Source organism: Rhizobium sp. P1_C7, from assembly GCF_056406295.1.
In genome coordinates this window covers 216,367-242,166 of record NZ_JBFUAL010000006.1, presented here as the reverse complement: position 1 = coordinate 242,166, position 25,800 = coordinate 216,367, and the positions used below count along the sequence as shown (strand labels likewise).

At 59.8% G+C, this 25,800-nt stretch carries 27 protein-coding genes and 2 pseudogenes; 19 read left to right on the top strand and 10 right to left on the bottom strand.

Annotation, left to right across the window (positions count from 1 at the left end):
• Positions 1–65 precede the first annotated feature (65 nt).
• The 7 genes from obgE (at position 66) to modC (ending at position 7,308) form a co-directional block, all read left to right on the top strand.
• On the top strand, positions 66–1,133 hold the full coding sequence (gene obgE / locus AC1D2R_RS11855) for a GTPase ObgE (protein WP_477967466.1): 1,068 nt from the start codon (positions 66–68) through the stop codon (positions 1,131–1,133).
• Positions 1,126–2,295 (top strand): glutamate 5-kinase, encoded by a 1,170-nt coding sequence (proB, locus tag AC1D2R_RS11850; protein WP_477967465.1) that lies wholly within the window; start codon positions 1,126–1,128, stop codon positions 2,293–2,295. Before obgE ends, proB begins: the two co-directional genes overlap by 8 nt.
• Positions 2,288–3,571 (top strand): glutamate-5-semialdehyde dehydrogenase, encoded by a 1,284-nt coding sequence (locus AC1D2R_RS11845; protein ID WP_477967464.1) that lies wholly within the window; start codon positions 2,288–2,290, stop codon positions 3,569–3,571. The genes proB and AC1D2R_RS11845 overlap by 8 nt, the downstream gene beginning before the upstream one ends.
• Before the next feature lie 37 nt (positions 3,572–3,608).
• The gene (locus AC1D2R_RS11840) at positions 3,609–4,196 is read left to right on the top strand and encodes a nicotinate-nucleotide adenylyltransferase (RefSeq protein ID WP_477967582.1); all 588 of its coding nucleotides are present in this window, start codon (positions 3,609–3,611) and stop codon (positions 4,194–4,196) included.
• Positions 4,197–4,682: 486 nt separating this feature from the next.
• Positions 4,683–5,468 carry a molybdate ABC transporter substrate-binding protein gene (gene modA, locus AC1D2R_RS11835; protein ID WP_477967463.1) on the top strand — a complete coding sequence of 262 codons (786 nt, stop codon included), beginning with the start codon at positions 4,683–4,685 and terminating at the stop codon, positions 5,466–5,468.
• Positions 5,469–5,542: 74 nt separating this feature from the next.
• Positions 5,543–6,244 carry a molybdate ABC transporter permease subunit gene (gene modB, locus AC1D2R_RS11830; protein ID WP_477967462.1) on the top strand — a complete coding sequence of 234 codons (702 nt, stop codon included), beginning with the start codon at positions 5,543–5,545 and terminating at the stop codon, positions 6,242–6,244.
• Positions 6,241–7,308, top strand: coding sequence for a molybdenum ABC transporter ATP-binding protein (gene modC / locus AC1D2R_RS11825; RefSeq protein WP_477967461.1), 1,068 nt, complete (start codon positions 6,241–6,243; stop codon positions 7,306–7,308). The genes modB and modC overlap by 4 nt, the downstream gene beginning before the upstream one ends.
• Here the strand turns inward: modC and AC1D2R_RS11820 are convergent, their stop codons facing one another.
• Positions 7,309–7,686 (bottom strand): winged helix-turn-helix domain-containing protein, encoded by a 378-nt coding sequence (locus AC1D2R_RS11820; protein ID WP_477967460.1) that lies wholly within the window; start codon positions 7,684–7,686, stop codon positions 7,309–7,311.
• A gap of 200 nt (positions 7,687–7,886) precedes the next feature.
• Here AC1D2R_RS11820 and rsfS point away from each other — a divergent pair, with 200 nt between their 5' ends.
• From rsfS to AC1D2R_RS11790, 6 genes are all read left to right on the top strand, one after another.
• Positions 7,887–8,333 (top strand): ribosome silencing factor, encoded by a 447-nt coding sequence (gene rsfS / locus AC1D2R_RS11815; RefSeq protein WP_196246823.1) that lies wholly within the window; start codon positions 7,887–7,889, stop codon positions 8,331–8,333.
• A gap of 120 nt (positions 8,334–8,453) precedes the next feature.
• Positions 8,454–8,936, top strand: coding sequence for a 23S rRNA (pseudouridine(1915)-N(3))-methyltransferase RlmH (gene rlmH, locus AC1D2R_RS11810; RefSeq protein WP_477967459.1), 483 nt, complete (start codon positions 8,454–8,456; stop codon positions 8,934–8,936).
• Positions 8,937–9,056: 120 nt separating this feature from the next.
• Positions 9,057–10,511 carry a murein hydrolase activator EnvC family protein gene (locus tag AC1D2R_RS11805; RefSeq protein ID WP_477967458.1) on the top strand — a complete coding sequence of 485 codons (1,455 nt, stop codon included), beginning with the start codon at positions 9,057–9,059 and terminating at the stop codon, positions 10,509–10,511.
• Positions 10,501–11,823 (top strand): S41 family peptidase, encoded by a 1,323-nt coding sequence (locus tag AC1D2R_RS11800; protein ID WP_477967457.1) that lies wholly within the window; start codon positions 10,501–10,503, stop codon positions 11,821–11,823. Before AC1D2R_RS11805 ends, AC1D2R_RS11800 begins: the two co-directional genes overlap by 11 nt.
• 75 nt (positions 11,824–11,898) lie before the next feature.
• Positions 11,899–13,095 carry a divergent polysaccharide deacetylase family protein gene (locus AC1D2R_RS11795; RefSeq protein ID WP_477967456.1) on the top strand — a complete coding sequence of 399 codons (1,197 nt, stop codon included), beginning with the start codon at positions 11,899–11,901 and terminating at the stop codon, positions 13,093–13,095.
• Between the two features lie 14 nt (positions 13,096–13,109).
• Positions 13,110–13,640: an RNA pyrophosphohydrolase gene (locus tag AC1D2R_RS11790; RefSeq protein ID WP_477967581.1), complete on the top strand. Its 531-nt coding sequence runs from the start codon at positions 13,110–13,112 to the stop codon at positions 13,638–13,640.
• A 46-nt stretch (positions 13,641–13,686) separates the two neighbouring features.
• On the opposite strand, the gene bfr is transcribed toward AC1D2R_RS11790, so the two are convergent.
• From bfr to AC1D2R_RS11770, 4 genes and pseudogenes are all read right to left on the bottom strand, one after another.
• On the bottom strand, positions 13,687–14,172 hold the full coding sequence (gene bfr / locus AC1D2R_RS11785; RefSeq protein ID WP_007528518.1) for a bacterioferritin: 486 nt from the start codon (positions 14,170–14,172) through the stop codon (positions 13,687–13,689).
• Positions 14,138–14,551: a (2Fe-2S)-binding protein gene (locus tag AC1D2R_RS11780; RefSeq protein WP_477967455.1), complete on the bottom strand. Its 414-nt coding sequence runs from the start codon at positions 14,549–14,551 to the stop codon at positions 14,138–14,140. Before AC1D2R_RS11780 ends, bfr begins: the two co-directional genes overlap by 35 nt.
• Positions 14,552–14,644: 93 nt before the next feature.
• Positions 14,645–15,937: a Y-family DNA polymerase gene (locus AC1D2R_RS11775; protein ID WP_477967580.1), complete on the bottom strand. Its 1,293-nt coding sequence runs from the start codon at positions 15,935–15,937 to the stop codon at positions 14,645–14,647.
• Positions 15,837–16,704: pseudogene (locus tag AC1D2R_RS11770) on the bottom strand (hypothetical protein). Before AC1D2R_RS11770 ends, AC1D2R_RS11775 begins: the two are co-directional and overlap by 101 nt.
• Before the next feature lie 157 nt (positions 16,705–16,861).
• Between AC1D2R_RS11770 and AC1D2R_RS11765 the strand changes: the two are divergent.
• Positions 16,862–17,299, top strand: coding sequence for a metallopeptidase family protein (locus AC1D2R_RS11765; RefSeq protein ID WP_477967454.1), 438 nt, complete (start codon positions 16,862–16,864; stop codon positions 17,297–17,299).
• 9 nt (positions 17,300–17,308) lie between these two features.
• On the opposite strand, the gene AC1D2R_RS11760 is transcribed toward AC1D2R_RS11765, so the two are convergent.
• Complete coding sequence (locus tag AC1D2R_RS11760; protein WP_477967453.1) at positions 17,309–17,515, bottom strand: DUF1737 domain-containing protein; 207 nt, start codon at positions 17,513–17,515, stop codon at positions 17,309–17,311.
• 11 nt (positions 17,516–17,526) lie between these two features.
• Positions 17,527–18,435 (bottom strand): HpcH/HpaI aldolase/citrate lyase family protein, encoded by a 909-nt coding sequence (locus AC1D2R_RS11755; protein WP_477967452.1) that lies wholly within the window; start codon positions 18,433–18,435, stop codon positions 17,527–17,529.
• A 112-nt stretch (positions 18,436–18,547) separates the two neighbouring features.
• Here AC1D2R_RS11755 and AC1D2R_RS11750 point away from each other — a divergent pair, with 112 nt between their 5' ends.
• From AC1D2R_RS11750 to leuD, 3 genes are all read left to right on the top strand, one after another.
• Positions 18,548–18,790, top strand: a complete 243-nt coding sequence (locus AC1D2R_RS11750) for a hypothetical protein (protein ID WP_477967451.1) — start codon at positions 18,548–18,550, stop codon at positions 18,788–18,790.
• Positions 18,791–18,906: 116 nt separating this feature from the next.
• Positions 18,907–19,335, top strand: coding sequence for a VOC family protein (locus tag AC1D2R_RS11745; RefSeq protein WP_477967450.1), 429 nt, complete (start codon positions 18,907–18,909; stop codon positions 19,333–19,335).
• Positions 19,336–19,466: 131 nt separating this feature from the next.
• Entirely contained in the window at positions 19,467–20,075 is a 609-nt protein-coding gene (gene leuD / locus AC1D2R_RS11740) for a 3-isopropylmalate dehydratase small subunit (protein ID WP_477967449.1), read from the top strand.
• 64 nt (positions 20,076–20,139) lie between these two features.
• On the opposite strand, the gene AC1D2R_RS11735 is transcribed toward leuD, so the two are convergent.
• A complete protein-coding gene (locus tag AC1D2R_RS11735; protein WP_477967448.1) occupies positions 20,140–21,072 on the bottom strand; it encodes a pyridoxal-phosphate dependent enzyme in 933 nt (310 codons plus the stop codon).
• Positions 21,073–21,249: 177 nt separating this feature from the next.
• Between AC1D2R_RS11735 and leuB the strand changes: the two genes are divergently transcribed.
• Positions 21,250–22,362 (top strand): 3-isopropylmalate dehydrogenase, encoded by a 1,113-nt coding sequence (gene leuB, locus AC1D2R_RS11730; RefSeq protein WP_477967447.1) that lies wholly within the window; start codon positions 21,250–21,252, stop codon positions 22,360–22,362.
• A gap of 124 nt (positions 22,363–22,486) precedes the next feature.
• Positions 22,487–23,248, top strand: a complete 762-nt coding sequence (locus AC1D2R_RS11725; RefSeq protein ID WP_477967446.1) for a phosphatase PAP2 family protein — start codon at positions 22,487–22,489, stop codon at positions 23,246–23,248.
• A gap of 65 nt (positions 23,249–23,313) precedes the next feature.
• Here AC1D2R_RS11725 and AC1D2R_RS11720 read toward each other — a convergent pair whose 3' ends face one another.
• Both AC1D2R_RS11720 and AC1D2R_RS11715 read right to left on the bottom strand, forming a co-directional pair.
• Positions 23,314–25,200 carry an MFS transporter gene (locus AC1D2R_RS11720; RefSeq protein ID WP_477967445.1) on the bottom strand — a complete coding sequence of 629 codons (1,887 nt, stop codon included), beginning with the start codon at positions 25,198–25,200 and terminating at the stop codon, positions 23,314–23,316.
• A 220-nt stretch (positions 25,201–25,420) separates the two neighbouring features.
• Positions 25,421–25,779, bottom strand: a pseudogene (locus AC1D2R_RS11715) (VOC family protein); the annotation flags it as partial.
• Positions 25,780–25,800 lie beyond the last annotated feature (21 nt).

Sequence of the window (25,800 nt, the reverse complement as noted above, 5' to 3'; positions counted from 1 at the left end):
GCTGAACGGCCTATATCGATCAGGCCAAGACGGGCGTCCAACTGACACCGAATGATGGAAGTAAAATGAAATTTCTCGACGAAGCAAAGGTCTATATCAAGTCTGGGGACGGAGGTGCCGGTAGCGTCTCCTTCCGGCGCGAGAAGTTCATCGAGTTCGGCGGTCCGGATGGCGGTGACGGCGGGCGCGGCGGCGACGTGTGGGTGGAAGCTGTCAACGGCCTTAACACGTTGATCGATTTCCGTTTCCAGCAGCACTTCAAGGCGACGATCGGCATGCACGGCATGGGCAAAAACCGCACGGGCGCCAATGGCGACCATGTGACGCTGAAGGTGCCGGTTGGAACGCAGATTTTCGAGGAAGACCAGGAAACGCTTATCTGCGACCTGATTGAGGAAGGGCAACGCTTCTGCCTCGCTCGCGGCGGCAACGGTGGTTTCGGCAACGCGCACTTCAAAACCTCGGTCAACCAGGCGCCCGATTGGGCCAATCCCGGCCTGGCAGGTGAAGAAAAGACGATCTGGCTGCACCTCAAGCTGATCGCCGACGCCGGTCTCGTGGGGTTGCCGAATGCCGGCAAGTCTACCTTCCTCGCTGCGGTCACGCGCGCCCGCCCGAAGATCGCCAACTACCCATTTACGACGCTGCATCCGAATCTCGGCGTGGCAACGATCGACGAGCGGGAGTTCATTCTGGCTGACATTCCAGGCCTGATCGAGGGTGCTCACGAGGGCATTGGCATTGGCGACCGCTTCCTTGGACATGTAGAGCGCACCCGCGTGCTTCTGCATCTCGTCTCCTCGCAGGAGGAGAATGTCGGCAAGGCCTATAAAACGGTGAAGCACGAACTGAGGGCCTATAGCGACGAGATCGGTGACAAGCCCGAGATCGTCGCACTGTCGCAGATCGACGTACTCGATGAGGCTACGCTGAAGAAAAAGACGAAGGAACTGGCGAAGGCATGCGGCAGCACGCCGTTCCAGATTTCGGCGGCAACGGGCAAAGGTATGACCGAGGTGCTGCGTGCGCTTCGCGACATCATCGTCGATGCCAATACGGTCGAGAAGCCAGCAAAAACGCCGAAGCTGCGTCATCGCGATATCGCGGTGGACGAGGGCGAGGCCAATGACTAGCCGAAAGCCGATCGGCAAGTGCCGTCGCATCGTCATCAAGATCGGCTCCGCTCTTCTCGTCGATCGCAAGGCCGGACTGAAGAAGAACTGGCTGGACGCGATGTGCGCCGATATCGCCGGCCTTAAGGCCAAGGGCGTGGAGGTCCTGGTTGTGTCCTCGGGGGCGATCGCGCTCGGGCGCTCGGTTCTCGGCCTTCCGTCCGGGGCGCTGAAGCTCGAGGAAAGCCAGGCGGCGGCGGCTGTCGGGCAGATTGCGCTTGCCCGCGCCTGGTCTGAGAGCCTATCGCGCGACGATATTGTTGCCGGGCAGATCCTGTTGACGCTCGGCGATACCGAGGAACGTCGCCGCTATCTCAACGCGCGTGCGACGATCAAACAGCTTCTGAAGATCGGCGCAGTTCCGATCATCAACGAGAACGATACGGTCGCGACGAGCGAGATTCGCTATGGCGACAACGACCGCCTGGCGGCGCGAGTCGCCACCATGACCGGCGCCGACCTTTTGGTCCTGTTGTCCGATATTGACGGCCTATATACGGCGCCACCGCATCTCGACGCGAATGCGCAATTCCTCGACACCATTGCCGAGATCACGCCCGAGATCGAAGCCATGGCCGGCGGAGCGGCATCCGAACTGTCGCGTGGCGGAATGCGCACCAAGATCGACGCCGGCAAGATCGCGACGACCGCTGGATGCGCGATGATCATTGCATCGGGCAAGACCGACAGCCCGCTTTCGGCGATGGAGAACGGTGCGCGTTCGTCCTGGTTCGCGCCCTCCGGTACGCCGGTAACTGCACGCAAGACGTGGATTGCGGGTCAACTGCAGCCTGCGGGCGAGCTTCACGTCGATGATGGAGCGGTTGCCGCGCTGGGCGCCGGCAAGAGCCTGCTGCCCGCCGGCGTGCGCAAAGTCGTGGGTCTCTTCAGCCGCGGCGACACGGTTGCGATCGTTGGTCCGAATGGAAGAGAGTTCGCACGCGGGCTGGCGGGATACGATGCCGATGAGGCCCGGCAAATCACCGGCCGCAAGTCGGCGGAGATTGAAGCGATTCTCGGCTATGCCGGGCGCGCGGCCATGATCCATCGCGACGACATGGTGATGACGGCGCAGCTCAATTCGAAATCGGAAAGGCAGAAGAAGGACGCAGCCCATGCTTGATACCGTTGTGCAAGGCCCTGACATTGACGCGCTGATGAAGGACATCGGCCGCAAGGCAAAGGCTGCAGCGCGACCGCTGGGCTTTGCGTCCACCGAGGCGAAGAACGCCGCGCTGAACGGGATGGCTGATGCAATCCTTGCCAACAAGGACCGGATTCTTTCCGAAAACGCCAAGGATCTCAAGGATGTTGCCGGCACGGATATGCTCGCTTCGTTCGTCGATCGCCTGACGCTGAACGACAGCCGTATCGTCGACATGGCAGAGGGAGTTCGGGCGATTGCCGCTCTCAGGGATCCGGTCGGCGAAGTGATCGCGGCCTGGGACCGGCCGAACGGCCTTGAGATCGAGCGCGTTCGCACGCCGCTCGGCGTCATTGGCGTTATTTTCGAAAGCCGGCCGAATGTGACGGCGGATGCTGGCGCACTGTGCCTTAAGGCCGGCAATGCGGTCATTTTGCGTTGCGGTTCCGACTCGCGCCGTTCATCGCAAGCTATTCACGACTGCCTCGTCCAGGGGCTGAAGGCTGCCGGGCTTCCCGAGCATGCTATCCAGTTGGTGCCGGTGAGGGATCGCGCCGCGGTCGGGGCCATGCTGGGAGGATTGGACGGCGCCATCGACGTGATTGTCCCACGCGGCGGCAAGAGCCTGGTGGCCCGGGTGCAAAGCGAAGCGAGAGTGCCGGTGTTTGCCCATCTCGAGGGTCTCTGCCATATCTATATCGATGTCTCGGCCGATCTCGACATGGCCAAGAAGGTCGTTGTCAACGCGAAGATGCGTCGTACCGGCATTTGCGGAGCGGTGGAGACCATTCTGGTCGATGCTGCTGCCGCGGATAGGTACCTTGCCCCGCTGCTTGAGGCGCTTTCAAGCGCCGGTTGCGAAATTCGCGGATCATCCGCCGTCGTAGGCGCAGTGCCCGGGACGAAGGCTGCCACGGAGGAAGATTGGTCGACCGAGTATCTTGATGCCATCGTGTCCGTTGCCGTCGTCGATGGGATTTCGGGCGCGATCGCGCATATCCAGAAGTATTCGTCGAACCACACGGAAGCGGTGATCGCGCACGATCCTGGCGTCGTCCAGCGCTTCTTCAGCGAAGTCGATTCCGCCATCCTGCTGCACAACGCATCGACGCAGTTTGCCGATGGCGGCGAGTTCGGCATGGGTGCGGAGATCGGCATCGCGACCGGTAAAATGCATGCTCGGGGGCCGGTGGGCGTCGAACAACTTACCTCCTTCAAATACCGCGTGCACGGCACCGGACAAACCCGGGCCTGACGTGACCACAGGCGACATCGACCGACGCTATCTTCGCATGCCGCACGCAGAGCGGGGAATGGTGGTCGGTCTTTTTGGGGGGTCCTTCAATCCACCGCATCAGGGGCATGGGCTTGTCGCCGAGATCGCCATCAAGCGACTGGGGCTTGACCAGCTCTGGTGGATGGTGACGCCGGGTAATCCGCTGAAGGATCGAAGCCAGCTGCTGCCACTATCGGAGCGTGTCGAACTCAGCGAGCGCCTTGCAAAGCACCCCGCAATCAAGGTTACGGCTTTCGAGAAGGACTTCGGAACCAGCTACACCGCCAACACGCTGGCGCGTGTCAAAGCCTGCAATCCGCATGTACATTTCATCTGGATCATGGGCGCCGACAGTCTGAAGACGTTCCATCGCTGGCAGAAGTGGCAGGACATTGCCCGCACGTTTCCGATCGCGGTCATCGACCGCCCGGGTGCGACGCTGTCGTTCCTATCCTCGAAGATGGCGAAGACGTTTGATTTCGCCCGTATCGACGAAGACGACTCACGGGCGCTATGGAAAAAGCCAGCGCCGGCCTGGACTTTCATCCATGGACCGAGGTCGCGCCTCAGTTCGACCGCGATCCGCGCCAAGAACGGATCGTAGACTTTTATTGGGACGTGCCAGACAGCGAAAAGCCCGACGGGGGAGGATCCGTCGGGCTTTTAAACTTGATCGACAACTGGGAGGAGGAGTGTTGCCGATCCACATCAAACGGCTTTGGGAGGAGGAGATCGCCGTTCGATGGAGATGTTTTACCATAAATCGCCCAGACTGGAAGCTGGTTCGCTGCATTGCAGCAATGCTGGTTTCGCATACCTCAGCGCAAGCGCCGTCTCTAGATGCTTGTTACATTGGCATATTGACTGATTTGTGGGTCTCGTTTCCCGGTCTCCAGCCCAGTTCGCGGGAGATTTGGCGGTTTTATCGACTCGTGCTCTATTTGGTCGCCGACACCTATGCGCTTCACGAATGCGTGATTCAGCGTGATTCCGCACGTCTCCTTCGGTTGTATCGAGCTAAATATATCGCTAGCCAAGCTCGCGATCACGTTATATCTCTGGGGATATTTCGAAGCGCAGGAGCGAATTTATGCATAGCCGTCGTCAATGGATCAAACTTGCGGCTGCGGCCGTTTCGGTTGCCTGGCTGGGCATTGCAGCAACGCCGGCGTTAGCGGCGGAAAAGGTCACAGTCTTTGCGGCAGCCAGCCTGAAGAATGCACTCGACGCGGCGAATGCCGCATGGGCGACCGATGGCGGCGGAGAAGTCATAGCATCCTATGCGGCAAGTTCTGCGCTGGCAAAGCAGATAGAGGGCGGTGCGCCGGCCGATATCTTCATTTCCGCGGATCTGGACTGGCTGGACTATGTTGCCAAGAAAAACCTGATCAAGGCCGACACCCGCTCCAATCTGCTCGGCAACAGCATCGTGCTCGTCGCTGCCAGGGATCATGCCACGCCCGTCGAGATCGCCAAGGGATTCGACCTTGCAGCGTTGCTCGGCGACGGCAAGCTCGCGATGGGCGAAGTCAAGTCGGTGCCTGCCGGCAAGTACGGCAAGGCCGCGCTCGTATCTCTCGGCGTCTGGCCTTCTGTTGAAGCCAAGGTTGCCGGCGCAGAGAGCGTTCGCGCGGCGCTTGCGCTCGTGTCGCGCGGCGAAGCTCCCTTCGGCATCGTCTACAAGACAGATGTCAACGCCGATCCGGGCGTTGCGGTCGTCGGCACGTTCCCGGCCGATTCTCACCCGCCGATCATCTACCCGGTCGCCATTCTCACCGAGAGCAAGAACCCCGCCGCCGCTGCCTACCTGGAGTTTCTGAAGTCGGAGAAGGCGGCGCATTTCTTCACGGATCAAGGCTTCACGATCTTGAAATGATTGCGGATCTAACATCGATAAGCAGCAGGAAGGCCTGCTTCGACGGGCCTTCTACTTTCCGGGAGCGATGACGGTTGGAAGCACTCGGCTTGAGCAGCGACGAATGGACCGCGATCCTGCTCAGCCTGCGTGTGTCGGTGGTCGCGATGCTCGCCAGCCTGCCCTTCGGGATTGGCGTCGCTCTCCTTCTGGCGCGGGGGCGTTTTTGGGGCAAATCCATCCTCAACGGCATCGTCCATCTGCCGCTGATCCTGCCCCCGGTGGTTACCGGGTTCGTGCTGTTGATCCTTTTCGGCCGACGCGGGCCGATTGGCAGCTTTCTCGATCAGCATTTCGGCATCGTCTTTTCGTTCCGCTGGACGGGTGCCGCACTTGCCTGCGCGGTCATGGCCTTCCCGTTAATGGTGCGCAGTATTCGGCTCTCCATCGAGGCGATCGACCGAAAACTGGAGGAGGCGGCCGGGACGCTTGGTGCCAGTCCGCCCTGGGTGTTTCTGACAATAACCCTGCCGCTGGCATTGCCGGGGATCATTGCCGGCATGATCCTTTCCTTCGCCAAGGCGATGGGGGAATTCGGGGCGACGATCACGTTTGTTTCCAACATCCCCGGCGAGACGCAGACGCTTTCGGCGGCGATCTACTCCCTCACGCAGGTGCCGGGCGGCGATGCAGGCGCGTTGCGGCTGACGCTGGTGGCCGTCGTCATCTCGATGGTCGCGCTGCTGGCTTCGGAACACTTTTCGCGCATCGTTGGACGGAGGATCGATCCGGTATGACGCTCGTGGTGAAAGCAAAACACCGGCTCGGCGCGTTTTCGCTTGACGCCGCTTTCACGTCAGAGCGCGGCATCACTGCGCTTTTCGGTCGCTCAGGCTCGGGCAAGACGTCATTGATCCGCATTATCGCCGGTCTTGCTCGGCCACACGAGGGGCTGGTTGCGCTAGACGAGGAGGTGCTGATCGACACGGCTCAGCGGATCTTCGTTGCCAAGCATCGCCGGCGGTTTGGCTACGTATTTCAAGAGGCGCGGCTGTTTCCGCACCTTAGCGTTCGTCACAATCTTTCTTACGGCCAATGGTTCGCCTCGGTCGGAGTAGCGAGGGAGAGCCTCGATCGGATTGTTGCATTGCTCGGAATCGAGGCGTTGCTCGATCGTAGGCCGGAAAAGCTCTCCGGCGGCGAGAAGCAGCGGGTGGCCATTGGCCGGGCCCTGCTGTCATCGCCGCGCCTGCTTTTGATGGACGAGCCGCTCGCTGCGTTGGATGATGCTCGCAAGGCCGAGGTCATGCCTTACCTCGAACGCCTTCGCGACGAGATGGATATCCCGATCGTCTATGTCAGCCATTCGATCGCCGAGGTAGCGCGCCTGGCCGACCAGGTCGTGGTAATGCAGGACGGCAAGGTCGAGGCGGTGGGGTCTGCGATCGATGTGCTGAGTCACCCATTGGCCTCTTTCGACCGCCGCGAAGCCGGCGTCCTGCTTGAAGGCAAGGTGGAGTGCGTCGATGAGCGGCACTGCATTGCCACGATCGCCTTGAAGTCCGCGCAGCTTCATGTTCCCGAGGCCAATTTGCTCCCGGGCAAGGCGGTGCGCGTGCGCATTCCCTCCCGTGATGTTATGCTGGCAACGAAAAGACCGGAGGGGCTGAGTGCGCTGAACGTTCTCGAAGCCACTGTCCGGGAATTAAAGCCCGCCGGCGAAGCGACGGTTGACGTTGTCGTCGATTGCGGCGGTGACGCGATCATTTCCCGGATCACAGGCTTTTCGGCTGAGCGCCTGGAATTGCGGGTAGGCACGACCATCTTCGCCATCATCAAAACCGTGGCGTTGGAACCGTGATCAGCCGCTCGAGCTGCCCCGTCGGGATCGATTGGCTTCCAGCCAGGCCAGATCGTCGGCAAGCGTCGCTCGCAAGGTTTGCTCCATTTGTCTGAAGCGGGCGAGCAGCGCTTCGCCAAACGGCGTCAAAGCTGCACCGCCGCCCTTCTGGCCACCGCGCTGGGATTCGACGACGGGCTCTTTGAACATCCGGTTCATGTCACTAACGAGCAGCCAGGCGCGGCGGTAGGACATGTCCATGGCACGTCCCGCGGCCGATATGGATCCGGTCTCGCTGATGTGTTCGAGCAGATCCATCTTGCCGCGTCCCAGGCGATCATCCTGCGGAAAGCTGATGCGGAGAATGGGAACAAGCGTGTTGTCGGCGTCGTTTTTCATCGGCGGTCTTTGCATTCGGAGAGGAGTCATGACTTTACGCAGGGCTGCATCAACTGTACACAGCCGCCTCACTGCAGTCGTGAGACATAGGTTCCCTCTCCCGCGCCAAATCCGGCATTCACGCATTGTGATCGCACGTGTCTTGAAACGTTAGTGGTTTGGTGCCTATCTTAACCATGATTTGGTTTGCCAAATCAGTGATGTGCATAGTCTGTCATTCCGAGAAAGGGAAAGCACTGACAACAGTACACGCCAAGGGAAGAACGCTTGCCGTTATCCCGAAGAGCCCGGAACGTGGCGTCGATGCCGCTGCCCGCGCTCTGCACGCCGTCCTCGTAAGCCTCGAGGACTCCAAAGCTGAAGATATCGTCACGATCGACATTGCCGGAAAATCGGCGCTCGGAGACTTCATGGTTGTCGTCTCTGGCCGCTCGAGCAGGCATGTCATGGCGATTTCGGACCACTTGCTGACTGACTTGAAAGATGAGGGCTTCGGTACAGCCCGCGTCGAAGGTCAGGAAGGCGGCGATTGGATCCTGATCGATACCGGCGATATCATCGTGCACGTATTCCGCCCTGAAATCCGCGAGTTCTACAACATCGAAAAGATGTGGGCGGCTCCGGACATGGATGAGACCGTGCACTAACCAGTCCGTCTGGACGTCACGTCCGGCGCCTGATAGACGGCAACTGATTGAGCCGGAGTGATGGCACCCGGCTCGCGACTATTTTTGTGTCGCCGGGTGCTGAATGGCGGGAGCAAGCGGATGCGTGTTGGTCTTTTTGCCGTGGGGCGGCTTAAATCCGGCCCAGAGAAAGATCTTGCGGCGCGCTATTTTGATCGTTTTGCCAAGGCCGGTCCTGCGGTCGGCCTCGAATTCTCCCGCGTTGCCGAAGTTGGTGAAAGTCGGGCCTCGAACGCCGAAACCCGCAAGCGCGAGGAAGCGGTCATGCTGCAGAAATCGCTTGCGGATGGAAGTGTCCTCATTCTGCTGGATGAGCGTGGCAAGGCGCTGGACAGCGAAGGCTTCGCCAATCTCCTTGGAAATTATCGGGACCACGGCAAGCGTGATCTGACCATCGCCATCGGCGGCGCCGATGGACTTGATCCTTCTCTCTACGATCGGGCTGACGCGACGCTCTGCCTTGGCAAGATGACGTGGCCGCATCAATTGGTGCGCACACTGATCGCAGAGCAGTTGTATCGCGCCGTGACAATTCTTTCCGGCCATCCCTATCATCGCGTATGAGCCCACCGGATCTCTCACCCAGGCGTGAGTTGCCCGCGGGCCACTGTCTCTCGATCTTTCTGGCAAAGCATGCCAAATCAGCTTAATCTTCGCGCGATTTTAGAGGACCTCCCGACGCGCATGCCAACTCCTGCATTCAAGCGAAAGTATGTGACCCTGGCTGCGGTGCTGGGAGCGTCCTTGATTGCTGCAGGCTGGGTTGATGCGTTCGCCCAAGCACCCCTGTCCGTTCCGGGTGGCGAAGCGGAGATCTCTCCTATTTCTCCTGATACCTCCGCAACGACTGCAGCGACGGTGGCTCGGGCCGAGCCTGCTGATCCAGCCGCCGAACTGGAGAAAAAGCGGGACGAAACCCGCGTCGAGCTCGAGGCCCTGTCCAAGACCATCAGCCTTTCGTCAGAGAAGGTCGGGGAACTGCAGAAGAGCATTGCAGATCTGGACAAGAGTACCAGCAGCGTTCGACAGGCGCTGATCGATTCCGCCGCCCGACGCAAATCGCTGGAGAAGCAGATTCTCGAGAGTGAGAAGAAGCTGTCGGATTTCGGCGTGAAAGAAGACGCCGTGCGCCGTTCGCTGCATGAACGTCGCGGTCTGCTTGCAGAGGTGCTTGCCGCACTGCAGCGCATGGGCCGCAATCCTCCGCCAGCACTTCTCGTGACGCCGGACGATGCGCTAGGCTCGGTGCGCAGCGCCATTCTGCTTGGCGCTGTGGTGCCTGGCATCCGCAAGGAGACCGACAAGCTTGCCGCCGATCTTGGCAGTCTTTCCTCCCTGCAGGCCGCCAGCGCTGCGGAAAAGACCGGCCTGACCGCGACGATGACGAACAGCCTTGAGGAAGAGCGGCGCATGGATATGCTTCTCGTCGAGAACGATAAGCTGAGCCGCAGCAATGCCGCGGAACTTGAAGTCGAGCGGAAGCGCTCCGAAGATCTCGCGGGCAAGGCGACCAGTCTGGAGGGACTTGTCGCGTCGATGGAAACAGAGATTTCCTCAGTCCGCCAGGCAGCCGCCGCAGCGCGTCAGGCGGAGGAAAACCGCAAGCTTATGACCGATGCGCAGCGGGCTCAGGCCAAGGCGCTCGCCGACAGCGGCGTGCCTGATAAAAACCGTATTGCGCCCGCATATCCATTCTCAGATTTGAAGGCGAAGCTGGAATTGCCGGTGGCAGGAGATATGCTTCGCCATTTTGGCGATGCCGATGGAACCGGGCACGAGGCCATGGGAATGACGCTTGCCACCAATCCGGAAACGGTGGTCACCGCGCCCGCAGACGGGCTCGTGGTTTATGCCGGCTCATTTCGTAGTTATGGCCAGATGATCATCCTTGATGCGGGCGACGGCTACCATCTCGTTCTCTCGGGTATGGAGACGATCAGCACCCGCCAGGGCAAGTTCGTTTTCGCCGGTGAGCCGCTCGCCGTGATGGGCGCAAAAAGAGTGGCGAGCGCAACTGCATTGGCGCTGGAAACCAGCCGGCCAACACTTTACATTGAATTTCGAAAAGACGGGAAACCGGTCGATTCCCGACCGTGGTGGACCGCCAAAGACACTGGAAAGGCACGCAATGATTCGTAGGGCTTCTCTTGTTCTGGTTGGCGCATTGATGGGTGCGACTGCCATGAGCGTCATTTATTCCGCGGGCGTGCCTGCGGAAGCGGCGGGGGCGTCCACCTACAAGGAGCTGTCCGTGTTCGGTGACGTATTCGAGCGGGTACGCGCGCAGTACGTCACGCCGCCCGCCGAGGACAAGCTCATCGAGAACGCCATCAACGGCATGCTCTCTTCGCTGGATCCGCATTCGAGCTACATGAATGCGAAGGACGCTGCAGACATGCAGACCCAGACGAAGGGCGAATTCGGCGGTCTCGGTATCGAGGTCACCATGGAAGACGAACTCGTCAAGGTTATCACGCCGATCGACGATACGCCCGCGGCCAAGGCCGGCGTTCTGGCAGGAGACTACATCTCCGAAATCGATGGCCAGTCGGTGCGAGGTCTGAAGCTTGAGGACGCGGTCGAGAAGATGCGCGGCCCGGTCAACACGCCGATCAAGTTGACGCTGATCCGTAAGGGTGCCGACAAGCCGATCGAACTGACGATCGTGCGCGACGTCGTTGCGGTTCAGGCCGTCAAGTCGCGTGTCGAGGATGATGTCGGCTACCTCCGCGTCATCTCCTTCACGGAAAAAACCTACCCGGATCTGGAAAGGGCGATCGAGAAGATCAAGAAGACCGTACCGGCAGACAAGCTCAAGGGCTACGTGCTTGACCTGCGTCTGAACCCGGGCGGGCTGCTCGACCAGGCGATCCAGGTTTCCGACGCGCTGCTGCAGCGTGGCGAAGTGGTTTCGACACGTGGTCGTAACCCTGACGAAACCCGACGCTTCAACGCCGGTCCGGGCGATCTGACGGATGGAAAGCCGGTGATCGTGCTGATCAACGGTGGTTCGGCCTCGGCTTCGGAAATCGTCGCTGGCGCGCTGCAGGATTTGCGCCGGGCCACGGTGCTCGGCACGCGTTCGTTCGGCAAGGGATCGGTCCAGACGATCATCCCGCTTGGCGAAAACGGTGCGCTGCGTCTGACGACGGCGCTCTACTATACGCCGTCGGGCAGGTCTATTCAGGGCACGGGCATCACCCCCGACATCAAGGTAGACGAGCCGCTGCCAGATGCTCTCAAGGGCAAGATGGTGACTGAGGGCGAGTCCAGCCTGCGTGGGCACATCAAGGGCCAGAGCGAAACTGACGAAGGTTCTGGCTCTGTTGCCTATGTTCCTCCGGACCCGAAGGATGACGTCCAGCTCAACTACGCGCTCGACCTTCTGCGCGGCAAGAAGACGGACCCGTCTTTCCCGCCGAATCCAGACAAGGCCGTCAGCGCCAAGTGATGATCGAATGAGGCGTCAGGCCGGATACCATATCCGGCCTGACGCCTTTTTGCTGTCCCGATCCCGGAAACAAGAATGAGCACGGACCTACACGCACCCCTGGGGCAGAATCGCAAACCCGGCCGAAAGAGGCCGGGCATTTTGCGGACGGGCCGCGTGCTTGCCGGTATTTGCCTCATTCTCATTGGCGGATTTTCGCTCTTTACCGCATTTCGCGGTGACGGGGTGACGCGCGAGAAGGCGCCCGCGTGGGAAGAGGCCTCTGCGCCTCCCACCGACACTGTGCAGACGCGGGCTGAGCCGCAAGTGTCACCTGCCGGCAGCATGCCGCGATCCGACCCGCAGTCGGGCGCGACCGTCGAACAGATGGTTGCAGGCGATGGCTCCGTTGTGACCAAGTACAGTCCCAAGACGCGCGACGGCAACGGTCCGGTTCTGGTGGACGCCATGCAGATGGGCCAGGACCCGCGCATGGCGGCGATCCCGAATGATGCCTTGTTGGAAGATACGCCGGCTGGACGGCTGCCGATCGTCGGACCGGATGGCCGTCGGCCGATGGACCAATATGCGCGCCCGTGGTCGGGTGCGCACGGGACGCGTATTGCGATCGTCGTCAGCGGGCTCGGTCTCAGCCAGACCGGCACGCAGCGCGCCGTTCAGCAGCTGCCGGAAGAGGTCACATTCGCATTTGCAGCCAGCGGCAACAGTCTGCAGCGATGGATGCAGGATGCACGCCGGGCCGGGCATGAAATTCTATTGCAGGTACCCTTTGAACCGTTCGATTACCCGGCAAACGATCCTGGCCCCGACACGCTGCTTACCTCGAAGTCTGCCGCCAAGAACGTCGAGAGCCTGCATCGTGCGATGGGCGAGATTACGAACTATACCGGTATCATGAACTATCAGGGCGGGCGGTTCTTGTCGGACCCCGCCGCGCTGGAGCCGGTCATGCGCGATATCAGCAAACGCGGCCTGCTGTTTCTCGATGACGGAACATCGGCGCAGTCAAAGACGGCTGCTATCGCGAAGGGGACGGACCTTCCCCATACCTTCGCCGACGTTCAGCTCGACAGACAGGTCGATGTGAACGCCATCCTGCAGAAGCTGGACGAGCTGGAGCGGGTCGCAAAACGCAACGGACAGGCGATCGGCGTCGCATCCGCCTTCGATGAGAGCATTGACGCAATTTCCAAATGGACGGAAGAAGCGGCTATGCGCGGTATCGAGATCGTCGGCGTTGCCGCATTGACGAATGATCCGAGGAAACCGTGAGCAAAGATACACCGATGAGAAAGTCGATCGTGAAAGCCGAAGATCTGCCCTATCGCCCGTGTGTCGGGGTGATGGTCCTCAATCGTTATGGGCTTGTGTGGGCGGGGCGCCGCATTGCTGAGGAAAACTCCGAATATGACGGATCGCCGCAGCTCTGGCAGATGCCGCAAGGCGGAATTGACAAGGGCGAGGACCCGCTCGAAGCGGCCTATCGCGAGCTCTACGAAGAAACCGGCATGCGAACCGTGACGCTGCTTGCAGAAGCCAGCAACTGGATCAACTACGACCTGCCGCCGCAAATGCTCGGGATCGGGCTCAAGGGTAAATTCCGCGGTCAGACGCAGCGCTGGTTCGCATTCCGTTTCGACGGAGACGAGAGCGAGATCGCGATCAACCCACCACCCGGTGGACATTCGGCCGAATTCGATGCGTGGGAATGGAAGCCGATGGAAAGCCTGCCCGGCCTGATCGTGTCCTTCAAGCGGGCCGTCTATGATCAGGTCGTTGGCGAATTTCGCCATTTGACAGGCTTGAGCACCGCATGATTGCGCCCGGCCGCGGCTTTGATGCGGCCGGTTCTGATTTGGTGTGTTATTCGGCTTCGTTGGCGGAGTCGGCGTTGAGTTGTCCGTATTTGGATTCGCCGATTTTGCCCAGGAGTTCCAGCTGGGTTTCGAGGAAGTCGATATGGCCTTCTTCGTCGGCCAAAAGTTCCTCGAACAGCTTCATGGAAACGTAGTCGCCGGCCTCATGACAGATGTCGCGCGACTTCTTGTAGGCCGTGCGAGCGTCGTATTCGCCGGCCAGATCGGCTTCCAGGACTTCCTTTACGTTCTGACCGATACGAAGCGGCGCGAGTGTCTGCAGATTGGGGTGACCTTCGAGGAAAATGATGCGCGCCACCAGTCGGTCGGCGTGATGCATCTCTTCGATGGACTCGGCCCGTTCCTTCTTGGCTAGCTTGGTGTAGCCCCAATCTTCGAGGAGACGGTAATGAACCCAGTACTGATTGACAGCGCCGAGCTCCAAAAAGAGGGCCTCGTTAAGCCGCTCGATGACTTTTTTGTCGCCTTTCAATGTCCGCTCTCCTGTTTTCTTCATGGAAGTTTCTGAGGCGGGACATGAAATCAAATAATTCGGCTTCCGTCGAGTGGTGACGGGCGTGATATTCCTCTGTGGTCTGGATGATAATGTCGACGACATTGGGGAAGCAGCCGCAGCAACGACCGCGCTTTTCCATGGCGTGGTACACCTTAGCCGGTACGATAAGCTGCCAACAGTCCTGTTCGAGAAGCTCGTTGATGACTTCTCGGATCTCCGTGTCGGTTATATAGTTGCAGCTGCAAACAAGCACGTTCTCATTCCAAACATGACAGTCACTATCGTCTTTTCTGCTAAAGAAGATGATGACTGTCAAGAAAAAATTGTCATCGTTGCTAACGTCGCAGCCGAGCATGCGCTGCGGCTTCCACCGGCATTCTGCCCTGCCTCTTTGATTTTATGGCGGATTCCCACATCAGGCGGCGAGCATGGTCCGGCCTCGTGAAAGTTACGTCCCTTCGGAATGACGCGTGACGTTTCCGAAGCCTTCCGACCGGGGATCGGCACATGCTCCCGGATCGACGGCATCGATTGTCGGAACGGCAATCGCCGCTCTATCCAGTACATGGCTTTGACGCAACTGAAAGGACTGCAGGCAATCTGCGTCAAGCCTTGCGGAGACACGATCGACGAAGGCGGCGAGTGATACGTCCTTCTGCCCGTTACCTTCGATATCGCCTTGCGTCGTATCGAAGTTCTCGTGACGGAGCACATTGATACGAAGGATCTCGAACCCATAGCCGGCATCGAGATCGTCATGCGCAGTCTGCAGGCGTTCGGAAAAGAGGGAGGCAATGCGCTTCGGTTCCCGCAAAGGCTGGGCAGTGCATGCCGAAATACGGAAGACCCTGCCATCGACCCGGAAGAGAACAAGTTCGAAGACTCGGCCTCCGGCGCCTCGGGCCTCGAGCGAAGGCTTCAAAGAAGTGGCGATCTGGCCGGTGAGCGCCAGGATGTCCTCTTTCGCTCTGATCGGCTCGATCAGGCGCCGTTCAGCCGAGAGGCTTGCGACCGGCAGGCGTGGCGATACCGGTTCCTCATCCGTGCCGAGGGCCTGGTCCAGCCGCAGGAGCAGGCCGGCTCCGAAGCGGCGGGCAAGGGACGCGCGCGGTGCGCCCAGCAGATCGCCGACATATTTCAATCCCATCTTTGTCAGAGAACCGACCGTTTCGTCAGAAAGGCGGAGCGAAGCGACCGGAAGCGGTGCAAGAACCATTTCCGCCTGATCCGCGGGGATAACCCCGCCTTGGCCAAACCGGCTCACAGCCCATGACAATCCGGGAGATGAAGAAATGGCACAGCGTACATCCAGTCCCATCTGCAAGAGCCTGGAGAGGATATCGTTGAGGAGCGCCCTTTCGCCGCCGAACAGATGGGCGCAGCCGGTAATGTCCAGAAACAGGCCGTCCTTCCCGTCGAGCGCAACCAGCGGCGTATAGCGGTCGCACCAGTCGGCGAGCCCCTCGAGGAAGCGCCGGTCGGCAGCGGGGTCCTCCTCGATCACATCGATAGTCGGATAAATGGCGCGGGCTTCGGCGACACCGAGGTTCTTCTTCAGGCCGACCGCTTCTGCCGCCTCGTCGAGCGCCGTTAACCGCATGGCATTGTTGAGGCGAGCGCAGCAGGCGATCGGTGGTGCGTCAGGACGACCGCGCGAACGCCAGGAAAGTCCCCATCTCTTTCTGGCAATCCTGTCGGTCGCAAGATGCGGGAAATTGAGCGCCAGAATGCGTTGCGCGATCGTCTGGAAAGCGAGTGTCGGCTGATTGGCGGACAGGGAAAAACCGGCGGTCATGGGGGTTCCATTCCAGAAAGAGGGAGAGGGGAGCCGGATTGCGGCTCTTCTCCAGGGTAAGGCGAAAGACCGGGCTATCGACGCTGCCGCCCAGCATCGAACCATCCGGCAAGGGCCGCGCCTGGGCGGGCGCGGGCTCGGCAAGAAAACGGAAGAAGGCGCTGCTCGCCTCCTCCCCTCCAGCGTGACGCAACAGGAAAAGCGGACGCCTGGAAGCCTTTGCTCTCAGGTTCAGGCGCCCCGCTTTACCCCAGGCCGAGCTTCGGATTGCCTGCTGGAAATACACCGCTTTCGACGGCGGTTTCTGCCAGCCACAGCGCGTCCCACGGCATAGGGTGGCCCCGCCTCCATCGAGGAAACGGTGTCAGAGATCCAAATTATCGGCAGAGAAACGCGCCTGCTCTCTTCGTCCTGCCACTGCGCCATGGGGGCCAGTGCCAGCACGAAGCCGCTGCCTGCGGCTGCATTGCGCAGCAAATGCGTGCGAACCTCGGTGAGCCATCCAGCGGCACGCCGCCATCCGTGGCTTCATCGAGCGCGGGTATTCCGAGCGGAAGACGCAGCGCATTTCCGCCTCCTTCTCCAGCAAAGTTGTGCTCAGTCAAGGCCTGACTTTCCTCTGCCGCCAAGGCAGGCGCGGGCTCTCCTTCAAGCTTTGCAATGGTTTCGCGGAGCGCAAAAAGCCGCTCGCGCGTCACGGCCGGTTTTGCCATCCACTCCACATTCTTGTGTTCCTGTTATGTTCTTATGGATTCCAGAGCTCGGCCGAAGAGTCAACAGCCATTTCCTGTGAATTTATTCCTGTCCTTGATTCCGCTCTCGAAAATCGAGTCCAAAGGTTCTATATGGGCCGAAAGGAAGGGAATTCTTATGGCCCGCGTAGACCAAAGCGATGATTGGCAGGACCGCCACGCGCCGACGATCCGTACTTTTGAGTCCTTGGCGATGGAGGCCTATAGCCATCTGCCGGAAGAGTTCCGTGCATTGACTGCCAACCTTACGATCGAGATCGAGGATTTTCCTGATGACGACGTGTTCGAGGACATGGCGCTGGAAACGCCGTTCGATCTGCTCGGCCTCTTCGAAGGCCGCGGCATTTCGGAGCGCTTCACCATGGAAACCGGCGAATTGCCCAACCGAATCCGCCTCTATCGACGGCCGATCCTGGACTACTGGGCTGAAAATGACGAGACGCTCGGCGATATCATCACGCACGTCCTGATCCACGAGATCGGTCACCATTTCGGCCTGAGTGACGACGATATGGAACGGATCGAGGAAAGTGCCGAAGAGGCGGCTGAGCGTTAAGCGCCAGGCTTACTGCTCAGACAGTTTCATATCCGGATGATAGTCCTTGCCTTCGACGTCCTTGACGATCGCCTGTGCGGCAATCACTTGACCTGTCTGCGCGTTGAAGGTCAGCGACGGCGAGCCCTGCAGCGCCCAGCCCTTATTGAGGGAATCTGTCACGCGGTGGCAGAACGCGGCGTCGTCCTGGCCGGTCAGAAGGCGGTAAAGCTTCATAAAATCGTCTTTCACTTCGGCGGTTGTCGTTCTGCAATCAGACGGGCTTTATGAACCAGACTTTCAGCCTGGACAAGATGCAGCCGCTCGATCATCCGGCCATTGGCATTGATGACGTTAAGACCTTCGGCTGCCGGATCAGCAAAGGCGGCGATAACAGCGTTTGCCTCGGCAATCGCCGCCTCGTCCGGCCCGAAATGGTTGTTGGCGGCCTCGATCTGCGCGGGATGGATCAGCATCTTGCCGTCGAAGCCCATGGCGCGGGCCTGGGTGCATTCGGCGTCGAAGGCATCCGCATCCCTGAAATCGTTGAAGACGCTGTCGATCGCGTCGAGACCGTAAGCGCGTACGGCAATGATGACCTGCATCAGCCACGGCACGAGATAGGTGCGGCCGGGCTGCGGCAATACGCCAGTTTCCTTGCGCAGGTCGTTGAGGCCGACGACGAAGCAGTCGAGCCTGGAGCCGGCGGTTCGTCCTGCTTCGGCGATTGCTGCGGCGTTCAGGATGCCGCGCGGTGTCTCGATCATCGCCCAGATGCGCAGGTTTTCGGGCGCATCGGCATCGGTGAGAAGATCGCTGACCGACATGACATCCTGCGGTTCGTCCACCTTCGGCAACAACACGGCATCGGGTTCCAGCGCCAATATCAGCTCAATGTCGGCCCGGCCAAACGTGGAGGAAATCGCATTGACGCGGATGATGCGCTCTTTGCCCTCAAGCGGCTTGCCGGAGAAGAGGGCCTTCAGGTTTTCCCTTGCTTCCGACTTTTTTTCGGGCGCAACCGAATCTTCCAGATCGAAGATTACGGCGTCGCAGTCCAGCACACGGGTTTTTTCCAGAGCGCGGAGATTGACGGCGGGAACACTCAGCACCGAGCGGCGCAGATTCATGGAACGGGTCAGTGGATTTTGGCTCATCACGAATGTGTGCCAAGCTTTGGATCAAGTGGCAAGCCAACAAAAAGCCATGCTTACCTTGCAGAGAAGGGAACGAAGGACCACATTCCTTTCCGAAGAAAGGTCTACGCACATGCAGAATATCCGTTCCATCTTCCTTATGCTCTCAGGCGTCACCGTCTTTATCGCTTTAGCGTTCCTCACCTTTTCGGTGACGCTCGCTGTCGGCGGCATTCTCACGGTGCTCATGGTGGGCCGCGCGCTTTCGCTGAAGATGAAACCGGCACCGGTCCGTGCCAAGGCACAGAGCAGGCCCCATTCCGGCGCCAACATGCGCATCTGGAATGACGGACGCGGCACGATCATCGATCTCTGATCTTCGTTGTATCTGCAGTTAAATTTTCCGATGCTGTCGGCTCGATTGCTACCCATGCGTCTTTGAAGCGGCAAGGCTTTCGCCTGCTTCAAAAATCAAACGAATGGAGGACCAGCATGGATACCCAAACGCAAACCAGCTCAATGACGCTGCCACCGGTCAGAAACGGCTTGTTGCCCTACGTCACCGTCGATGGCGCTGTGAAGGCTGCGGAATTTTACAAACGCGCCTTCGGCGCGGAAGAAGCATTCGTCGTTCCTGTCGATGAAAACGGACGGACGATGCATGTCCACCTTTATGTGAACGGCAGCTCGCTCATGCTGAGCGATGCCTATCCCGAGCACGGCCATCCCTTCGAGAAGCATCAGGGCTTCACACTGCAGCTCGTCGTTGAAGACATCGATTTCTGGTGGGATCGTGCCGTTGCCGCTGGGGCCGAAGTCGTCATGCCTGTTGAACTGATGTTTTGGGGCGATCGTTATGGTCAGCTTCGCGATCCGTTCGGCGTCAGCTGGGCGATCAACGCGCCAGTTAGGGCGAGATAACTTCGAGGGCGGCCGGCCGCGTCGAATTCGAGCGTGACTGGCCGCTTCATGCAAATTTTCCTTCATTTCGGCGGGAAACTGCACTAAACGCTGAACAACAAAATTATGTCTGCTGAATTGGAGGCCAGGCCATGGATAAATTCGTAAAGCTGACGGGCGTTGCCGCCCCCCTGCCGGTCGTCAACATCGACACCGACATGATCATCCCGAAGGACTACCTGAAGACGATCAAGCGCACCGGCCTCGGCAAGGGCCTCTTCGCGGAAGCTCGCTACAATGAAGACGGATCTCCGAACCAGGATTTCGTGCTCAACAAGCCCGCCTATCAGAACGCCAAGATCCTCGTTGCCGGCGATAATTTCGGCTGCGGCTCCTCGAGAGAGCACGCACCGTGGGCACTTCTCGATTTCGGCATCCGCTGCGTCATCTCGACGAGCTTTGCCGACATTTTCTACAATAACTGTTTCAAGAACGGTATCCTGCCGATCATGGTCAGCCAGGAAAACCTCGACAAGCTTATGGACGACGCTTCGCGCGGCTCCAACGCGATCCTGACGATCGATCTCGAAAACCTCGAAATCACCGGTCCGGACGGCGGCTCGATCAAGTTCGATCTCGACGCGTTCAGGCGCCACTGCCTGTTGAATGGTCTCGATGACATCGGCCTGACGCTGGAAAAGGGCAAGTCGATCGACAGCTTCGAAAAGTCGAACGCCTCATCGCATCCTTGGGCGGCATAAGCGGTCGTTCTGCATCGCATTGTCAAAGCCGGGTTTTCGCCCGGCTTTTTTCTTGGCCCGGCTTTTAGAGCAGCCGTTCCTTCCACATCTTCAGCTTCTCCAGCGAAACGCCGATGCCACCGCAGACTTCGATCAGCGGATTGTTGAAGCGTTCGAGAATGTCGGGATGGGCATCGGCCACCGCCAACGCAGCGCCGCAGGCGGGCTCTACCAGGATGCGATAGGCATCGGCAAATTTCAGGCAGGCTGCGACTGCTTCCGCATCTGTGACTGTCAGGCTTTCGACCGGGTGATGCTTCGGCAAATCGAATACGTGCTGCGCAACCTGGCGCGCGCCGAGCGAATTGGCGATCGAGGTGATGGCCGGGAGGGTGATGCGATCGCCTGCCGCGATGCTGGCATGGAATGATGCAGCGCCTTCGGTCTCGACGGCGATAACAGGCACGTGAGAGAGGCCATTTTTCTTGAGCCCGGCGACAATCCCAGCGAGCAAGCCGCCGCCGCCGACGCTGGCGATGACACAGTCAAAGCCGGCACCCTTCGCCACCACTTCGTCGATCAGCGTGCCGTGGCCTTCCCAGAGGAGCGGATGATCGAAGGGGTGCACGTAGGCGGCCTTTCGGGCATCGGCGAGCTTGATCGCGTAGGCGTTCGTCTCATCGAAGACGGATCCATGCACGAGAACCGCCGCCCCCGTCGCTTCGATCGACTGGCGAACCTCCTCGGAGGTCGTTTCCGGCACGACGATCGTGACCGGCACGCCAAGGGCGCGTCCGGCATGGGCGGCGGCGATGCCAGCATTGCCGCCGGAGGCGCAGAAGATCTCCCGGGCGCCGTTCTCGACCTCGTGCTGACAGAGCCTGCCGACGCCGCGCAGCTTGAAACTTCCTGCCGGCTGCAGGGCATCGAGCTTCAGCCAAAGCGGCCTGTTGCTGGCGCTATAGCTTGCGGTGGTGCGAAAGAGCGGCGTGTCGAGATGGAGAGGGGCAGCGGGCATTGACGACATCCAGATAGCGGTCACGGTAATTCCTTGTTACCCGCGCGCGTCCTGCGGTCAACTCACGTATATTGAACGCCTGGTGGTCGCAAACCGTACCGAATCGGCCGTTGTTCGCTTGATATGCCGTTTCCCGAGGGCTAATAAGCCGCAACTTGTTTTTCTGCGGAGGGTTTCATGACAGCGCGCAATCTTTTCCTGCTGCCGGGCGACGGCATCGGTCCCGAGGCCATGGGCGAGGTCCGCAAGATCATCGCCTATATGAATGAAGTAAACAATGCCGGCTTCGTCACCGACGAGGGTCTTGTCGGTGGTAGCGCCTATGACGCGCACGGTGCCGCGATCTCCGAAACCGACATGCAGAAGGCGCTCGCCGCCGACGCGGTTCTTTTCGGTGCTGTCGGCGGCCCGAAGTGGGATAGCGTTCCCTATGAGGTTCGGCCGGAAGCCGGCCTCCTGCGCCTGCGCAAGGACCTGGAGCTGTTTGCGAACCTGCGCCCTGCCATATGCTACCCGGCGCTGGCAGCTGCTTCCTCGCTGAAGCCGGAGCTGGTCGAGGGGCTCGATATCCTCATCATCCGCGAGCTCACGGGCGGCGTCTACTTCGGTGAGCCGAAGGAGATCATCGATCTCGGCAACGGCCAGAAGCGTGGTATCGATACTCAGGTCTATGACACCTACGAAATCGAGCGTATTGCCGGCGTCGCCTTTGAAATGGCACGCACCCGCGGCAATCGCGTCTGCTCGATGGAAAAGCGCAATGTCATGAAGTCGGGCGTGCTCTGGAATCAGGTCGTCACCGAAATACACAAGGCAAAGTATTCCGACGTCCAGCTCGAGCATATGCTGGCGGATGCCGGCGGCATGCAGCTCGTTCGCCAGCCCAAGCAGTTCGACGTCATCGTCACCGACAATCTCTTCGGCGACATGCTTTCCGACGTCGCCGCCATGCTGACGGGTTCGCTCGGCATGCTTCCGTCCGCTTCACTTGGTGCACCCGATGCGATGACCGGCAAGCGCAAGGCGCTGTACGAGCCCGTGCACGGCTCGGCGCCTGACATCGCCGGCAAGGGCGTTGCCAATCCGATCGCGATGATCGCCTCCTTTGCCATGTGCTTGCGCTACTCCTTCAATCTCGTGACGGAAGCCGACAATCTGGAAAGCGCTATCGCAAACGTGCTCGACAAGGGCATTCGTACCGCCGACATCATGGCCGAGGGTGCCACGAAGGTTGGGACCGTCGAGATGGGCGAAGCGATCCTTTCCGAGTTCAAGGCACTTTCTATCTGATATTTCACGTGAAACAGGTTTCTGGCCCTCCGCATCGCCGGATGCGAAGGGCCTTTGCATTGAAGCAATCGGCTGTCGCGCCTATGTCCATTCCTGCATCGGATTGAAAACCAGCAGGAGAGGCATGAGCGAAGCTGTCGATCGAAAGACCAATTTCTGGACCTTCATGCGCAATCGCTACCAGGCGAGGCGCACGATCCATCGACGGGTTCCCTGGAAAGGGTTCACGCTGTCGGCCATCAATATCGTTGCCATTGCCTTTTTCGTCTTCGATCGCCCTCTCGGGCAGGCATCCAAAAGTCTGGCACCGACTATGGTCTCAATCGCAGGCGATGTGACCGACGTCGGCAGGCTCGCATGGATTCTGGTCGGACTGGCTACCGTCTTGGTGACCGGATATCTTGTCCGCCGCCGCCTGTGGAAGGTTCGCAGGCGTTTTAGCATGGTCTATTTTGCGCAGATGGCCGCTTATGTCGCAACGTCCGTGCTTTTCGCCGCCATCGTTGCCAACATTCTGAAGTTTGCGATCGGGCGGGCGCGGCCGCTGCTTTACGAGCAGGAAGGCATCTTCAGCTTCGCGCCCTTTAATATGAACTTCCTGCATCAGAGCTTTCCGTCCGGCCATTCGGCCAATATCGGCGCTCTCTTCATGGCGCTGGCTCTTCTCTTTCCGCGATTCCGGCTGGCTTTCATCGGCATTGGAACTTGGCTTGGCGCCACACGTATCATTCTCGGGGTGCACTATCCCAGTGACGTTGCCGCCGGTCTCGCGCTCGGTGCCGGGTTTGCCTTTGTCACATCCATCCTTTTTGCGCGCTTCGGCCTGGTTTTCTCGATCGGTCGCGGCGGCGGCTGGCCGACGCCGAGGTGGAGTCGTCTCGTCTGAGCCTCCCAATGAAAAACCCGGCGCCTTTCAAGCGCCGGGCCAATGGTCTTGATGCTCCAGTCGTCTCAATCCATAGCGCTGATATCGCGGTCCTTGGTCTCCGGCAGGAAGATGAGGCCGATGACCAGCGTGATTGATGCGAAGATGATCGGGTACCAGAGCCCGTAGTAGATATCGCCCGTAGCTGCGCTCATTGCGAACGCCGTGGCAGGCAACAGGCCGCCGAACCAGCCGTTGCCGATATGGTAGGGCAGCGACATGCCAGTGTAGCGGATACGGGTCGGGAACAGTTCGACCAGAAGCGCTGCGATGGGGCCATAGACCATCGTCACGTAGAAAACGAGGACGAAGAGAATAGCAATCGTACCGATCCAATTGACGCGTGCCGGATCGGCAGACATTGCGAAGCTGCCACCGCCGGCGATGTTGTAGACCGCCATGTCGGTGACGCCTTTTGCCTCATCGGCCGTCAGCAGCTTGCCGGCAACGAGCTTGTCGGCAGGCATGGCTTCCTTCTGGCCGGCGCGAATTGCGTCGGCGCTGAGTGCTAGCTCCGGATTGGCGGCAATGAAGGCGTCCAGCTTTGCCTCGGGAACCTTGGCGGCGCCGCGGTTGAGCGGATAACCGCCGTCATGAAGAGCGATGTTGACACTCTTTTCGAAAGCAGACGCCAAGCCCTTTGCCTTGTCGCCGGCAGCGATGGTGTCGAAGCTGGCGATGGTGTCGCTGCCGATCTTGACCGTTGCCGGTTGGCCGGCCGGGCCGGCCACGACATCATAAGGTACGGAATTCTTGGTCAGGAACGCCGTGGCGACGTCGCAGGAGCTGGTGAACTTCGAGGTTCCCGTCGGGTTGAACTGGAATTTGCAGTCAGCCGGATCGGCCGTCACCGTCGCATGAACCGACGCCTGGGCTTCAGCAAGGGCGGGGTTTGCAGTCCACGTCATGGCCTTGAACAGCGGGTTGTACGTGACCGCCGCGATCAGCAAGCCCGCCATGATGATCGGCTTTCGGCCGATCTTGTCGGACAGGCCGCCGAAGATGACGAAGAACGGCGTGCCGAGGATAAGTGCCACCGCAACCATGATGTTTGCTGATTGAAGATCGACCTTCAGCACGTTCTGCAGGAAGAAAAGCGCGTAGAACTGGCCACCGTACCACACGACTGCCTGGCCCATCGTTGCGCCGAAAAGCGCGATCAGCGCGATCTTGGCATTCTTCCATTGACCGAAGGCTTCGGTCAGGGGGGCTTTCGAACCCTTGCCTTCCGCCTTCATTTTCTGGAATGCCGGCGACTCGTTCATCTTGAGACGAATCCAGACCGAAACGCCGAGAAGCACCACTGATACCAGGAATGGAATACGCCAGCCCCAGGCGGCGAAAGCTTCCTTGCCCATGAGGAACTGGACGCCGACGATAACGACCAGTGACAGGAAAAGGCCCAGCGTGGCCGTTGTCTGAATCCATGAGGTGAAGTAGCCGCGGCGCCCATTCGGAGCGTGCTCGGCCACGTAGGTCGCCGCACCGCCGTATTCGCCGCCGAGCGCAAGGCCCTGCAGAAGACGAAGGCCGATCAGGATGATCGGGGCAGCGATGCCGATTGAAGCCGCACCTGGAAGGACACCGACCAGGAAGGTGGAGAGACCCATGATGAGAATCGTCACCAGGAAGGTGTACTTGCGCCCAACGAGGTCGCCGATCCGGCCGAAGACCAATGCGCCGAACGGGCGCACCAGAAAGCCTGCGGCAAAGGCGAGAAGCGTGAAAATGTTGCGCGTGGCTTCAGGATACTGCGTGAAAAAGGTCGCACCGATATAGGTAGCGAGCGAGCCGTAGAGATAGAAGTCGTACCATTCGAAAACTGTACCGAGCGACGAGGCGAAGATAACCTTCTTCTCCTCCGATGTCATCGGGCCGGCTTTTGCGCCGTCCGCGCTTGCGACATTTGCCATTGTTTGTCCTCCACAAAGTAGTGTTCATAGCGGTCGCAACCATGCTCTCCTCAAAGCACACCCCAGGTCGCGGCTCACTCGAAGAGATTGTGGCAGAAAAGATCCATTATAAAGAGAGCGGCTTTGGGATTATGACTTTAGTCTAACGCCTTTGCGCAAATTGCCGCAGGCGGAAGCTCTCGTCAGAACCCGGTCGTCGTGGCGAGCTATTTGGCCGTGTGTGTGACACGATGTTGACGAGCGTTCCAAACGGATTGCGGACATAGAAGCGCCGGACGCCAGGGCTCATCGGTCGGGCCGTAAACGATCATAAAACCGGCGCCGCCCATGGCGATGAATGCCGCGTCGACTTCTAGTGGACAGGCTCGGTACCGGCGGTCCAGCGCCACTATCAGTCGCGAAGGTGATCTGGATCGCCATTGTCTGGCTCGATCCGTAAGCTGATATCCACCCGCGATCCATCAGGACCTCGAGCCGGAGGATGTCCTGATAGAAGGCTTTTTGCCTCCCTTCTTCCGTCGATGTCAATTTATGCGGGAAGACGTTCCGAGCAAGAAAAAAGCCGGATGGCAGGACCATCCGGCTTTATATTAGGCTGCG

Bases quoted from the DNA above. Each gene is read 5' to 3' on its own strand.
- AC1D2R_RS11725 (WP_477967446.1), top strand. From the start codon at position 22,487: ATGAGCGAAGCTGTCGATCGAAAGACCAATTTCTGGACCTTCATGCGC.
- leuD (WP_477967449.1), top strand. From the start codon at position 19,467: ATGGATAAATTCGTAAAGCTGACGGGCGTTGCCGCCCCCCTGCCGGTC.
- AC1D2R_RS11745 (WP_477967450.1), top strand. From the start codon at position 18,907: ATGGATACCCAAACGCAAACCAGCTCAATGACGCTGCCACCGGTCAGA.
- AC1D2R_RS11790 (WP_477967581.1), top strand. From the start codon at position 13,110: ATGAGAAAGTCGATCGTGAAAGCCGAAGATCTGCCCTATCGCCCGTGT.
- rsfS (WP_196246823.1), top strand. From the start codon at position 7,887: ATGTGCATAGTCTGTCATTCCGAGAAAGGGAAAGCACTGACAACAGTA.
- modA (WP_477967463.1), top strand. From the start codon at position 4,683: ATGCATAGCCGTCGTCAATGGATCAAACTTGCGGCTGCGGCCGTTTCG.
- AC1D2R_RS11820 (WP_477967460.1), bottom strand. From the start codon at position 7,686: ATGAAAAACGACGCCGACAACACGCTTGTTCCCATTCTCCGCATCAGC.
- AC1D2R_RS11735 (WP_477967448.1), bottom strand. From the start codon at position 21,072: ATGCCCGCTGCCCCTCTCCATCTCGACACGCCGCTCTTTCGCACCACC.
- AC1D2R_RS11780 (WP_477967455.1), bottom strand. From the start codon at position 14,551: ATGCTCGGCTGCGACGTTAGCAACGATGACAATTTTTTCTTGACAGTC.
- leuB (WP_477967447.1), top strand. From the start codon at position 21,250: ATGACAGCGCGCAATCTTTTCCTGCTGCCGGGCGACGGCATCGGTCCC.
- AC1D2R_RS11795 (WP_477967456.1), top strand. From the start codon at position 11,899: ATGAGCACGGACCTACACGCACCCCTGGGGCAGAATCGCAAACCCGGC.
- AC1D2R_RS11765 (WP_477967454.1), top strand. From the start codon at position 16,862: ATGGCCCGCGTAGACCAAAGCGATGATTGGCAGGACCGCCACGCGCCG.
- rlmH (WP_477967459.1), top strand. From the start codon at position 8,454: ATGCGTGTTGGTCTTTTTGCCGTGGGGCGGCTTAAATCCGGCCCAGAG.
- AC1D2R_RS11845 (WP_477967464.1), top strand. From the start codon at position 2,288: ATGCTTGATACCGTTGTGCAAGGCCCTGACATTGACGCGCTGATGAAG.
- AC1D2R_RS11840 (WP_477967582.1), top strand. From the start codon at position 3,609: ATGCCGCACGCAGAGCGGGGAATGGTGGTCGGTCTTTTTGGGGGGTCC.
- AC1D2R_RS11805 (WP_477967458.1), top strand. From the start codon at position 9,057: ATGCCAACTCCTGCATTCAAGCGAAAGTATGTGACCCTGGCTGCGGTG.
- AC1D2R_RS11755 (WP_477967452.1), bottom strand. From the start codon at position 18,435: ATGAGCCAAAATCCACTGACCCGTTCCATGAATCTGCGCCGCTCGGTG.
- AC1D2R_RS11720 (WP_477967445.1), bottom strand. From the start codon at position 25,200: ATGGCAAATGTCGCAAGCGCGGACGGCGCAAAAGCCGGCCCGATGACA.
- AC1D2R_RS11800 (WP_477967457.1), top strand. From the start codon at position 10,501: ATGATTCGTAGGGCTTCTCTTGTTCTGGTTGGCGCATTGATGGGTGCG.
- obgE (WP_477967466.1), top strand. From the start codon at position 66: ATGAAATTTCTCGACGAAGCAAAGGTCTATATCAAGTCTGGGGACGGA.
- AC1D2R_RS11760 (WP_477967453.1), bottom strand. From the start codon at position 17,515: ATGAAGCTTTACCGCCTTCTGACCGGCCAGGACGACGCCGCGTTCTGC.
- AC1D2R_RS11750 (WP_477967451.1), top strand. From the start codon at position 18,548: ATGCAGAATATCCGTTCCATCTTCCTTATGCTCTCAGGCGTCACCGTC.
- proB (WP_477967465.1), top strand. From the start codon at position 1,126: ATGACTAGCCGAAAGCCGATCGGCAAGTGCCGTCGCATCGTCATCAAG.
- modC (WP_477967461.1), top strand. From the start codon at position 6,241: ATGACGCTCGTGGTGAAAGCAAAACACCGGCTCGGCGCGTTTTCGCTT.